The organism is Anaeromyxobacter sp. Fw109-5, from assembly GCF_000017505.1.
GTDB lineage: Bacteria > Myxococcota > Myxococcia > Myxococcales > Anaeromyxobacteraceae > Anaeromyxobacter.
Map to the genome: position 1 here is coordinate 402,166 of NC_009675.1, position 11,717 is coordinate 413,882.

Genomic DNA, 11,717 nt, shown 5'->3' on the forward strand with positions numbered 1-11,717 from the left:
CATGAGATCGCATCGCCTCGCCACCGGCGTCCTCGCCGCGCTCGCCCTCTCCGTCACCGCCTGCCCCGAGCAGCGCGGGGGCCAGGCGAAGCCGCCGCGCCCCCCGCGCGGCGAGCTCGCCGCGGGCGCCGCGGCCCTGCCCGACGCGCTCAGCGTCCCGCGCCCGCCCGGGCCGGAGTGGTTCGGCCTGTACCTCGTCGGCAAGAAGGCGGGCTTCACGAAGGTCCAGCTCTCCCGCGAGCTGCGCGACGGCCGCGACGTGCTCGTCGGCCGCAGCGAGACGCTCGTGCGCGCGACCGTCGGCGGCAAGACCGTGGAGCGCAGGGCGGAGGAGGAGCGCGTCTACGAGGCCCGCCACCAGGGCCCGCTCCTGGCGGTGCGCTCGGTGTGGGCGGGCGACGGGGGCGACCGCACCGTGTCGGGCACCTGCGCGCGCGCGGTGTGCAAGCTCGTCGAGGAGACGGCCGCGGGGCGGCAGGAGCGCACCGTCGAGGGCGTCACGGAGACGGCGGAGCTCGCGGACGGCGTCCGGCTCGCCGCGGCCCGCCGCGGCGCGGTGCGCGGCCGGCAGCTCGATCTCGAGAAGCTGCGGGTGAAGGAGATGCAGGACGTCTTCCTGAGGCGCGAGACGATCGCGGGCGGGGGCGTCCAGGAGCAGGTGTCGGTGGTCGCCGAGTCCGAGGCGGGCGACCGGCTCGCCGCGGAGTACCGCGTGGCGGACGACGGCCGGATCGTGGAGATCCGGCTCGGCGAGGCCATCGTCGCCCGGCCCGAGCCCGAGGACGTCGCCCGCAGCCTCGAGCAGGTGGATCTGTTCGCGCTCGCGCGCGTCGCGGTCCCGCGCCCGCTCCCCCGCACCGTGCCCACCACCATCACCTTCCGGCTGGCGGGGCTTCCGCCCTCGTTCCAGAAGGGCGACGCGCGTCAGCGCTTCGCCCGCGGCCGCTCCGGCGAGACCGTGCTCAGCGTGACGGCGCGCCGCCCGCTCGCGGCCGACCCCGCCAGGGACACGCCGCTCGCCCTGGCCAGGAAGGGCGCGAGCGCCGACGACCTGGCCGCGACGCCTCAGGCGGACGCCGACTCCGCGGCGATCGCCGCGCTCGCGAAGAAGATCGCGGGCGACGCCCCGGGCGCGTACGCCGCGGCCCAGCTGCTCGCCGACGACGTGTACCGCCGGCTGGAGAAGGCGTACGGGGCGAGCCACGACCGCGCGAGCGAGGTGCTCGCCGCCGGCCGCGGGGATTGCACGGAGCACACCGTGCTGCTCGTGGCCCTGGCGCGCGCGCTCGGCATCCCCGCGCGCCCGGTGCACGGGCTCGTGTACGCGCGCTACGAGGACGGGCAGGACGCGCTCTACTGGCACGCCTGGGCGGAGGTGCGGAGCGCCGGCGAGTGGATCGCGATGGATCCGACCTTCGGGCAGCCGGTGGCGGATGCGACCCACGTGGCCCTCGGGGTGGGGACGCAGGTGGACACGGTCGGGCTCCTCGGCGCGCTGAAGGTCCTCGGGGTGGAGGTGAAGGCCGGGAGGTGACCCGCCGCGGCGATGCGCTATCATCCCGGCCCCTCGCGCGAGAGGGCGCCCATCCCGGGCGCCGTGCCCCTGCCGCGGGCTCGCGACTCGAGGGACGGAGGCCGCATGAACGGGCTCGACCACGTCGCCATCCTCGTCGCCGACCTCGACGCCGCCATCCGGCTCTACCGGGACGTCTACGGCCTCGAGCTCGCCGAGGTGGAGGAGGTCCCGACCGAGAAGGTGCGCGTCGCGATCTTCGGCCACGGCGCCGGCCGCATCGAGCTCGTCTCGCCGAGCGGGCCGGACAGCCCGATGGCGAAGGCGATCGAGAAGCGCGGCGAGGGGCTGCACCACGTCTGCCTCGAGGTGCCGGACATCGAGCAGGCGATGGCGGCGCTCCGCGCGCAGGGGGCCCCGCTGCTCGACGAGAAGCCGCGCCCGGGCGCCGGCGGGTCGAAGGTCGCCTTCGTCCATCCCAAGGGGAGCCGCGGCGTCCTGGTCGAGCTGAAGCAGGGCGGCGGCTACTAATCGGCGCACGATCCCGGGCCTGCGGCGGGCGTCCTCGCTCCTTGCGCCTGCGGCGTACGGAAGCAGTACGCCTCGGCGCGCGTCGCTGCGGTAGCCCGCCTCGGCTCCGGTCTCGTGCGCCTCGCCGCTCCGAGCGGCGCGGGGCTCCCCGCGCACCCGCGGCGCGCTCCGTGATCGGGGTTGACCGTCCGCGGGAACGCGTGTTGTATCACCGCGTTTCGACTTCGCCTCCTGCAAGGGGTCACCGCATGTCCCGTCTCCTCGCCGCGCTCGCGGCTTTCCTCCTCATCGCCGGCGCCGCGCGCGCGCAGGACGCCAAGAAGGCGGAGGAGTCGAAGGACGCCGCCGTGCCGGCCGCGGAGCTGCCCCCCGAGACCCGCGCCGCGATCGAGCGCGAGGTCGCGCGGCTCAAGGAGGAGCTCCGCGACGAGGTGCGCGCGGAGATCCAGGGCGCCCAGGCGGCGGCGGAGTTCATGGGCGCGGTGGCCGAGGGCCCCAAGCTCGAGTTCCTCGAGCTCGACGGCTACTACCGCGTGCGCGGCCACCTCTTCGACGACTTCGATCTCGGCCGCCGGGCGGACGCGACCGGCCACTACATCTTTCCCGTCCCGCTCAAGAACCCCGACCCGCTGACGGGCGCCTCCGCCGGGCGCGCGACGATCGCCACGGCGAACATGCGCCTCCGGCTCGAGCCGACGATGAACGTGTCCGAGCTCGTCCGCGTGCGGGCGCAGATCGACGTCCTCGACAACTACGTGCTCGGCTCGTCGGCGAGCCGGCTCTTCGACGACCCGGCGAGCCCGTACGCGGTGCCGTTCTACGGCTCGACCCGGCAGCTCTACCCGGGCGACCCCACCGCCGACCGCGATCCCGTCCTGCCGAAGCGGGTCTGGGGCGAGGTGCAGACGCCGGTGGGGCTGCTGAGCTTCGGGCGGATGCCGTCGGAGTGGGGGCTCGGCGTCCTCACGCACGCGGGCGGCGGAGTGGACGACGACTACGGCGACACGGTGGACCGCATCCAGTTCGCGCTCCCCCCGGTCCAGACGCCCATCGGCGCCCTGACGCTCGTCCCCATCCTCGACTTCGAGGCCGAGGGGGCGCTGCGCGCGGATCCGCGCTTCGGCACCGGCATCGGCCAGCCGTTCGACGCGGAGTCGTCCGACGACGCTCGCACCTGGTCGCTGAAGGCGGCGCGGGTGGACACCGACGACGAGATCCGGCGCAAGCTCGAGCGGAACGAGTCCTCGTTCAACTTCGGCGCGTACTACAGCTACCGCTCGCAGGACGACGTCGTCCCGGCGTGGCTCGCGGAGGGCTACGGCGCCGACCTCGATCCCCCCTCCGCCGTCGCGCTGGGCAACCGCGACACGTCCGCCCACGTTCTCGATCTGTGGGCGCGGGTGCTCACCTCGCGCTGGCGCGTGGAGGCGGAGGCGGTCGGGGTCTACGGCGAGGTCGGCCAGGTGTTCACGGTCGGTCCCGCCCCCTCCTACGCCGTCACCGGCGTGACGTCGGTCGATCTGCGCCAGTGGGGCGGCGCCCTCCTCACCGAGTACAAGGCGATCCCGAACAAGGTCACGCTCGGAGGCGAGCTCGGCGTGGCGAGCGGGGACGACGCGCCCGGCTTCGGCAACGTGCCGAGCCGAGCCAACCCGGACTTCGCCTACGGCGTGCTCGAGGGGCCGCAGTTCGACCCGGACGGCGGCGCGACCGACCAGAGCATCCGCAACTTCCGCTTCAACCCCGCGTACCGGGTCGACCTCATCCTCTTCAGCCGCATCCTCGGCCAGGTGACCGACGCCTGGTACCTGAAGCCCAAGATCCGCTGGGACATCTTCCCGGGCCTGGCCTTCGACGGGCAGCTCGTCTATTCGCAGGCGATCAACAGCGAGTCCACCCCCAGCGCGATCGGGCCGGGCACCGGCTCGCGCCCGCTGGGCCTCGAGCTCGACGGGACGTTCACGTACACCTCGGGCGCCGGCTTCCAGGCCTACGCGCAGTACGGCATCCTGCAGCCCTTCGACGCCTTCGGCCCGGGGGACCTCTCCCGTCCGCAGATGCTCGCCGTCGGGCTCGTCGCCAAGTTCTAGGCGGGCACGCCCCGAGGCACGAACGCCCGGCCAGCCTCCTCGGCGGCCGGGCGTTTCCACGTGCGGCGGCGGGGCGGCGTGCTACCCGGCCACGACGGTCTGGACCTCGAAGCGCGGCTGGGCCTGGATCGCCTTCTTCACGGCGCACTGATCCGCGACGCGGACGAGCGCCTCCCGGTACTTCTCGGGAAAGCTCGGGGGGACCTCGATGTCGAGCTCGACGCGCGCGAGCACGCCGGTCTCCGGATCGAAGTGGTTGCGCTGCCGGATGCGGATGCCCTCCGTGGGCAGCTCGCGCTTCTGGCAGAAGCCGGCGACGTAGATGCCGGCGCAGGTGCCGATCGCCGCGAGGAACAGGCCGAAGGGCGAAGGGGCGCTGTCCTCGCCGCCGGCCGACGCGGGCTGATCCGTGCGGATCACGTGCTTGCCGATCTGGGTGTCGATCTTCTTGTTGCCTGGGAGGGTGACGACCATCTCGCTCGCCATCGGGGCGGTCTCCTCGGGGTCTGGGTCCGAAACCGTTCGGCGCATGCTCGCGCCGTCCAGGGGTGTGAGCCAGCAGAAGCCTCGGGGATTCCGGGGGAAGTGCGGGTGTGCTAGCGTCGCCGCCCCCGATGAGTGCCAAGACGAAGTCGAAACCGGTGTCCCGCGCCGCGCTCGCGGGCGAGGCCGACCCGCGCCTCGTCGCGCTCTCCGTCTCGATCCAGGACGACGGCGCGCTGTACGCGGAGGACATCCGCGGCAGCCAGGCCCACGTGACCATGCTCGCGGAGCAGGGCATCGTGCCGAAGGCGTCGGCGCGCCGGATCGTGGCCGCGCTCGACCAGGTCCGCGCGGAGTTCGCGGCCGGCAAGATCCGCCTCGATCCCGCCCTCGAGGACGTGCACACCCACGTCGAGCGGCGGCTCGGGGAGCTCGTCGGCGCGGACGCCGGCTACCTCCACGCGGGCCGCAGCCGGAACGATCAGGTCGCGCTCGACGAGCGGCTCTTCATCGTCGCCGCCTGCGAGCGCTGCGACGCCGCCCTGGGGCGCCTGCAGCGCGCGCTCGTCGCCCGCGCGCGCGAGCACGAGAAGACGATCCTGCCCGGCTACACCCACCTGCAGCGCGCGCAGCCCGTCTCGCTCGCGCACCACCTCCTCGCGCACGTGGAGGCGTTCGCGCGCGACCGCGACCGGCTCGCTGACGTGCGGCGCCGCGCGGCGGTGTCGCCCCTCGGCTCGGGGGCGCTCGCGGGGACGACGCTGCCGCTCGACCGCGAGGCCACCGCAAAGGCGCTCGGGCTCGCGGGCGTCACGCAGAACTCGCTCGACGCCGTCTCGGACCGCGACAGCGCCATCGAGCTCCTCTTCGCCTGCGCGCTCGCGGCGGTGCACCTCTCCCGCGTCGGCGAGGAGATCGTGCTCTGGACCACGAAGGAGTTCGGCTTCATGACGCTCGCCGACGCCTTCGCCACCGGCTCGTCGCTCATGCCGCAGAAGAAGAACCCGGACGTGGGCGAGCTCGCGCGCGGCCGCGCCGGGCGCGCCATCGGCGATCTCGTGGCGCTGCTCGCGATCGTGAAGAGCCTGCCGCTCTCGTACAACCGGGACATGCAGGAGGACAAGCGGCCCCTCATCGGCGGCCCCGACGCGCTCGTGCTCACCGCCGACGCCGTCGGCGGCGCGATCGAGACCGCCACGTTCCACGCCGACCGGATGGAGGAGGCGCTCGGCTCCGGCGAGGCGCTCGCCACCGACGCGGCCGAGTACCTGGTCGAGCGCGGCGTGCCGTTCCGCGAGGCCCACGAGGCGGTCGGCAAGGCGGCGGCGTTCTCGTCCGCCGAGGGGCGGCCGCTCGCGAAGCTCACCGCGGACGAGTGGCGCCGCTTCCACCCGGCGTTCCAGAAGGACGTGCTCCGCTGCTTCGACGCGCGGAAGAGCCTCGCCCGCCGCGAGCTCACCGGCGCCCCCGGGCCGAGGCAGGTGGCGCGCCAGCTCGCGCGCTGGGAGAAGGCGCTCGCGAAGGAGCGGCGGTGAGCCGCCTCGCCGCCCTCGCCGCGGGCTGCCTCCTCGCAGCGTGCGGAGTGAAGGCGCCGCCGCGGCCGCCGGAGCCGGAGCGCGGCGATACCTCGACCCCGTCCCCGCCCGCGACCCCGCCCGCGACCCCGCCCGCGACCCCGCCCGCGACCCCGCCCGCGACCCCGACCGCGACCCCGACCCCGACCGCGACCCCGACCGCGACCCCGACCGCGACCCCGACCTCGACCCCGTCCGCGACCGCGTCCGCGACCCCGACCTCGACCCCGTCCGCGTCGACTCCCTGCCCATGAACCACTTCCAGCGCAAGAAGGGCGTCCTGCACGCGGAGGCGATCCCGCTCGAGCGGCTCGCCGAGCGGTACGGCACGCCGCTGTACGTCTACTCCACGGCGACCCTCACCCGGCACTGGAAGGTGCTGCACCGCTCGCTCGCCGGGATCCGCCACGTCGTCTGCTACGCGGTGAAGGCGAACGCGAACCTCGCGCTGCTCGCGCGCTTCGCGAAGCTCGGCTCCGGGTTCGACATCGTCTCGGCGGGCGAGCTCTACCGCGTCCTCAAGGCCGGCGGCGACCCGCGCAAGGTGGTGTTCAGCGGCGTCGGCAAGCGCGACGACGAGATCGCCTTCGCGCTGGAGTCGGGGGTGCGCGTCCTCAACGTGGAGAGCGCCGGCGAGCTCGCGCGCATCTCGATCGTGGCCCGCCGCATGGGCGTGCGCGCCCCCATCGCGCTGCGGGTGAACCCCGACGTGGACCCGAAGACGCACCCCTACATCTCGACCGGGCTGCGCGAGAACAAGTTCGGCGTCTCGGTGGACGAGGCGCGGCGGCTCTACCCGCTCGCCGCCAAGGACGAGGCGCTCCACGTCATGGGGATCGCCTCGCACATCGGCTCGCAGATCACCACCGTGAAGCCGTTCCTCGACGCCATCGACCGCGTGCTGTCGCTCGCGCGCGAGCTCGAGAAGCAGGGCATCCCGCTCGCCCACCTCGACGTGGGGGGCGGGCTCGGCATCCGCTACAAGGACGAGGACCCGCCGCACCCCGACGAGTACGGCGCGGCCATCCGCAAGGCGCTCGCCCGCTGGAAGGGCGAGGTGCTCCTCGAGCCGGGCCGCGTGCTGGTGGGCAACGCTGGCGTGCTCGTCACGCGCGTGCTGCACGTGAAGCGGAGCGGCCGGAAGACGTTCGTGGTGGTGGACGCGGCGATGAACGACCTCGTCCGGCCCGCCATCTACGACGCCCACCACGACATCGAGCCCGTCGGCCCTCCGAGGGAGGGCGAGCGGGAGGTCGTGGCCGACGTCGTGGGGCCGATCTGCGAGTCCTCCGACTTCCTCGCCCGGAAGCGCCGCATGCCGGAGCCCGTACCGGGCGACCTCCTCGCCGTCCGCTCCGCCGGCGCCTACGGCTTCTCGATGTCCTCGAACTACAACGCGCGCCCGCGGGCGGCCGAGGTGCTCGTGGACGGCGACCAGGCGCTCCTCGCGCGCCGGCGCGAGACCTACGCGGACCTGGTCCGCGGCGAGGAGCCGTCCCCCTCGCCCGAGAGGGTATGAGCCGGGGCGGTCTCGCGCGGCCGGCCGCCGCGCGCCGCCCGCGCCCCGCCCCGTTCCCGGGCACGTGAGGATCGGATACATTTTTCGCCCTCTCTCTTCCGCCGGAGGTCAACGCCGCATGCCGCGTCTCGAAGGCTCGATGGTGGCCATCGTCACCCCGATGAAGGACGGCGCGGTGGACCTCCGCGCGTTGCGCGAGCTGACCGAGTGGCAGATCGCGGAGGGCACGGACGGCATCGTCCCCTGCGGCACCACCGGCGAGGGGGCGACGCTCACCGCCGCCGAGCGCGCCGAGGTGATCCGCGCGGTCGTGGAGGTCGCTCGCGGCCGCGCCCTCGTCGTCGCGGGCGCCGGCTCGAACGCGACGCACGAGGCCATCGAGGGCGTGAAGGCGGCCAAGGCGCTCGGCGCCGACGCCGCGCTGGTGGTGACGCCCTACTACAACAAGCCGACGCCCGAGGGGCTCTACCGGCACTACACCGCGATCTGGGAGGCGACCCGCTTCCCGGTGGTGGCCTACAACGTGCCGGGCCGCACCGCGGTGGACATGGGGCCCGACACGGTCGCGCGCCTCGCCAAGGCGGGCGCCATCGTCGGCATCAAGGAGGCCACCGCGAGCATGGACCGGCAGGTCCAGCTCGTGGAGCGGATCGGCAAGGACGCCATCGCCTACCTGTCCGGCGACGACTTCACCGTGGTGCCCTACATCGCCTGCGGTGGCCACGGGGTCATCTCCGTCATCTCCAACATCGCGCCGCGCGCCATGAAGGACCTCGTCGTCGCGGCGCGGCTGGGCGATTTCGCGCGCGCGCTCGACCTGCAGGTCCGCATGGCCGAGCTGAACCGGGTGATGTTCGTCGAGACGAGCCCCGGACCGGTGAAGGCCGCCGTCGCCCTGCTCGGGCGCGCCGGGCCGGAGCTGCGGCTGCCGCTCGCCCCCGTGTCGGAGGCGAGCCTCTCGAAGGTGCGCGAGGCGATGACGCGCTTCGGCCTGAAGCTCGCGTGACGGGCCGGCCGCCCGCGCTGGAGGACATGCGAATGGTGAACGTGGTCGTGACCGGCGCCGCCGGGCGGATGGGGACGCAGATCGTCCGGCTCGTCGCGGCCGCCGAGGGGCTGAAGCTCACGGGGGCGGTGGAGCGGCCCGGCCACGCCGGGCAGGACGCCGGCGCGCTCGCGGGCATCCCGCCGCTCGGCGTCGCGGTGGTGGACGATCTCGCCGGGGCGCTCGCCGGGGCCGACGTGGTGATCGACTTCACGAGCCACGAGGCCTCCGCGCGGAACGCGGAGCTCTGCGCGGAGAAGGGCGTCGCGCTCGTCATCGGCTCGACCGGCTTCACGCCCGAGGCGAAGGCCCGCGTCGCCGCCGCCGCCGCGAGGATCCCCGTCGTCTTCTCGCCCAACATGAGCGTGGGCGTGAACGTGCTCTTCGAGCTCGTCCGCCAGGCCGCGAAGGTGCTGGGCGACGCGTACGACGTGGAGATCGTCGAGATCCACCACAAGCGCAAGCGCGACGCGCCCTCCGGGACGGCGGTGGCGCTCGGCGAGGTCGCCGCCGGGGCGCTGGGGCGCGATCCCGCCGACGCGCTCGCCTACACGCGCCACGGCATCCTCGGCGAGCGCCCGCCCTGGCAGATCGGCGTCCAGACGCTGCGCGGCGGCGACGTCGTGGGCGAGCACACCGTCTACTTCTGCGGAGAGGGCGAGCGGCTCGAGCTCACCCACCGCGCGACGAGCCGCGAGCAGTTCGCGCGCGGGGCGGTGCGGGCGGCGGGCTTCATCGCCGGCAAGCCGGCGGGGCTCTACGACATGGCGGACGTGCTCGGGCTGCGGAGCGCGCGGTGAGGACCTGCCGCTTCCGGCACCGGGGGCAGGAGCGCCACGGCGCCGTCGAGGGTGCCGAGGTCCGGCCGCTCACGGCCGCGCCCTGGGCGGGCGGGCTGCCGGAGGGCCGGGGCATCCCGCTCGCGGAGGTGACGCTGCTCGCCCCGGTCGAGCCCTCCAAGATCGTCTGCGTCGGCCGGAACTACCGCGCCCACGCGCGCGAGCTGGGCAACGAGGTGCCGGCGCAGCCGCTCCTGTTCCTCAAGCCGCCCTCCGCCGTGATCGGCCCGCAGGAGGCGATCCGCTGCCCGGAGCAGTCGAGCGAGGTGCACCACGAGGCGGAGCTCGGGGTGGTGCTCGCCCGGCCGCTGTCGCGCGCCACCGCCGCCGAGGCGCGGGGGGCGGTGTTCGGCTACACCTGCCTGAACGACGTCACCGCGCGCGACATCCAGCGGGAGGAGAAGCAGTTCACGCGCGCGAAGGGGTTCGACACGTTCTGCCCGGTCGGGCCGTTCGTCGAGACCGCCCTCGACCCTCTCGACCTGCCCGTGGTGTGCCGGGTGAACGGCGCCGAGCGGCAGCGCGGCTCGACGCGCGACATGACGTTCGACCCGTTCGCGCTGCTCGCCTTCATCTCGCAGGTGATGACGCTGCTCCCCGGCGACCTCGTCGCGACGGGGACGCCCGAGGGCGTCGGGCCCATCCGCCGCGGGGACTGGGTCGAGGTGGACATCGCCGGGATCGGGGTCCTCCGTAATCCGGTGGTGTGACCCGGCGCAGCGTGTTAGGCCAGGCGCATGCGCGCCTACGTGGGCGTCGGCACGAACCTCGGTGATCGCTGGGGGCACCTCGCGCACGCGGCGAAGGCGCTCCGGGCCGAGCCGCGGATCGCGCTGCTGCGCGGGTCGCGCGTCTTCGACACCGCGCCGATGGGCCCCGCGCAGCCGCGCTACCTGAACGCCGTCCTCGAGCTCGAGGTGGACCTGCCGGCCGGAGCGCTGCTCGAGGCGCTCCAGCGCGTGGAGCGTCGCTGCGGCCGGCGGCGCAAAGGCGTCCGCTGGGCAGCGCGCACGCTCGACCTCGACCTCCTGCTCCTCGACGACGAGGTGGTCCGCACGCCCGCGCTGGTCCTGCCGCACCCGGGGATCCTGACCCGCAGGTTCGTGCTCGCCCCGCTCGCCGAGCTGTGCCCGGACCGTATCGTCCCGGGCACCGGGTGCACCGTCGCGCGGCTCCTCGGGGACGCCCCCGCGGCGGACGTGGTGCCCGTGGGGATCTACCCGCTGTGATCACGATCCCCGACCTCACGATGACCCCGCTCCGCGCCCTCCTCACGCTGTCCCTCGCCACCGCGCTCGCCGGGTGCGAGCGCGAGCCGAAGACCATCGTGGCGGCGCCGGCGGATCCGCCCCGCTCGACGCGCGCGCCCGCCGAGCCCGCGGACGCGCCGCCTCCCGCCCCGGGCGCGCCCGACGGTGCGCGCGGGGCCCCCATGACGCCCGCTCCAGGCGCGCCAGGACAGGGGCTGCCCTCCTCGGCGGAGCTCCTCGCGCAGGTCGAGGCGATGAAGGGGCAGCTCGCCTCGGCGCCCAAGTCGCTCGAGATCCTGCTCGCCCTCGGGAACCTGTACTTCCAGGAGCGCCGCTACCCCGACGCCATCGGCTGGTACGACCAGGCGGTCGCGCTCGCCGAGCCGGTCTGGAAGGACTACCTGGCGCTGCCGGCGGCGGCCCGGGAGAAGGAGCCCGCGGCCGCGGTGAAGCAGGCCTGCACGCGCACGGAGCAGCGGGGGTTCGAGGCGCTCGCGAAGGAGGCGTCGGCGCGCGCGCGGAAGAAGGACGTCGCCGGCGCCGGCTACTGCTACCGCGCCGCGCTCGAGCCCTCCATCGGCGTGCGCATCCAGCGCGCCAACGCGAGGCTCCTCGGCGGCGACGAGCGGGGCGCCATCGCCGACCACGAGGCGCTCCTCGCGCGCGTCCCGGACCAGCCCGACGCGCTGTACTTCCTCGGCCTCGCGCTCGCCGAGACGGCGCGCGGGGACGTCGCCCAGCTCGAGCGGGCGCGGGCGCTGTGGAAGCGCGTCGCCGAGCTCCAGCCGAACGGCCCGTACGCGGACGACCTGAAGCTCGCGACCGCCGAGGTGGAGCGGCGCATCGCGGCGGCGAGACGTTAGAGCGGGGGCT

The 11,717-nt window shown here is 74.6% G+C and carries 11 protein-coding genes; 10 read left to right on the forward strand and 1 reads right to left on the reverse strand.

Going from position 1 to position 11,717, the window contains the following annotated elements; all coding sequences use genetic code 11:
• Nucleotide 1: 1 nt before the first annotated feature.
• From ANAE109_RS01770 to ANAE109_RS01780, 3 genes are all read left to right on the forward strand, one after another.
• Complete coding sequence (locus ANAE109_RS01770; RefSeq protein WP_011984669.1) at nucleotides 2-1,534, forward strand: transglutaminase-like domain-containing protein; 1,533 nt, start codon at nucleotides 2-4, stop codon at nucleotides 1,532-1,534.
• A 105-nt stretch (nucleotides 1,535-1,639) separates the two neighbouring features.
• Nucleotides 1,640-2,044 carry a methylmalonyl-CoA epimerase gene (mce, locus tag ANAE109_RS01775; RefSeq protein ID WP_011984670.1) on the forward strand — a complete coding sequence of 135 codons (405 nt, stop codon included), beginning with the start codon at nucleotides 1,640-1,642 and terminating at the stop codon, nucleotides 2,042-2,044.
• 248 nt (nucleotides 2,045-2,292) lie between these two features.
• A complete protein-coding gene (locus ANAE109_RS01780) occupies nucleotides 2,293-4,134 on the forward strand; it encodes a TIGR04551 family protein (protein WP_011984671.1) in 1,842 nt (613 codons plus the stop codon).
• An 81-nt stretch (nucleotides 4,135-4,215) separates the two neighbouring features.
• On the opposite strand, the gene ANAE109_RS01785 is transcribed toward ANAE109_RS01780, so the two are convergent.
• The gene (locus tag ANAE109_RS01785; protein WP_011984672.1) at nucleotides 4,216-4,620 is read right to left on the reverse strand and encodes an OsmC family protein; all 405 of its coding nucleotides are present in this window, start codon (nucleotides 4,618-4,620) and stop codon (nucleotides 4,216-4,218) included.
• A gap of 128 nt (nucleotides 4,621-4,748) precedes the next feature.
• Between ANAE109_RS01785 and argH the strand changes: the two genes are divergently transcribed.
• The 7 genes from argH (at nucleotide 4,749) to ANAE109_RS23175 (ending at nucleotide 11,707) form a co-directional block, all read left to right on the forward strand.
• A complete protein-coding gene (gene argH / locus ANAE109_RS01790) occupies nucleotides 4,749-6,152 on the forward strand; it encodes an argininosuccinate lyase (RefSeq protein WP_041448053.1) in 1,404 nt (467 codons plus the stop codon).
• A 289-nt stretch (nucleotides 6,153-6,441) separates the two neighbouring features.
• Nucleotides 6,442-7,710: a diaminopimelate decarboxylase gene (gene lysA, locus ANAE109_RS01795; RefSeq protein WP_011984674.1), complete on the forward strand. Its 1,269-nt coding sequence runs from the start codon at nucleotides 6,442-6,444 to the stop codon at nucleotides 7,708-7,710.
• A gap of 118 nt (nucleotides 7,711-7,828) precedes the next feature.
• Nucleotides 7,829-8,716 carry a 4-hydroxy-tetrahydrodipicolinate synthase gene (gene dapA, locus ANAE109_RS01800; protein ID WP_011984675.1) on the forward strand — a complete coding sequence of 296 codons (888 nt, stop codon included), beginning with the start codon at nucleotides 7,829-7,831 and terminating at the stop codon, nucleotides 8,714-8,716.
• 32 nt (nucleotides 8,717-8,748) lie between these two features.
• On the forward strand, nucleotides 8,749-9,555 hold the full coding sequence (gene dapB / locus ANAE109_RS01805; protein ID WP_011984676.1) for a 4-hydroxy-tetrahydrodipicolinate reductase: 807 nt from the start codon (nucleotides 8,749-8,751) through the stop codon (nucleotides 9,553-9,555).
• Nucleotides 9,552-10,304: a fumarylacetoacetate hydrolase family protein gene (locus ANAE109_RS01810; protein WP_011984677.1), complete on the forward strand. Its 753-nt coding sequence runs from the start codon at nucleotides 9,552-9,554 to the stop codon at nucleotides 10,302-10,304. Before dapB ends, ANAE109_RS01810 begins: the two co-directional genes overlap by 4 nt.
• Nucleotides 10,305-10,331: 27 nt before the next feature.
• Nucleotides 10,332-10,823, forward strand: coding sequence for a 2-amino-4-hydroxy-6-hydroxymethyldihydropteridine diphosphokinase (gene folK, locus ANAE109_RS01815; RefSeq protein WP_011984678.1), 492 nt, complete (start codon nucleotides 10,332-10,334; stop codon nucleotides 10,821-10,823).
• Nucleotides 10,820-11,707: a lipopolysaccharide assembly protein LapB gene (locus ANAE109_RS23175; RefSeq protein ID WP_049768501.1), complete on the forward strand. Its 888-nt coding sequence runs from the start codon at nucleotides 10,820-10,822 to the stop codon at nucleotides 11,705-11,707. The genes folK and ANAE109_RS23175 overlap by 4 nt, the downstream gene beginning before the upstream one ends.
• Nucleotides 11,708-11,717: the final 10 nt, after the last annotated feature.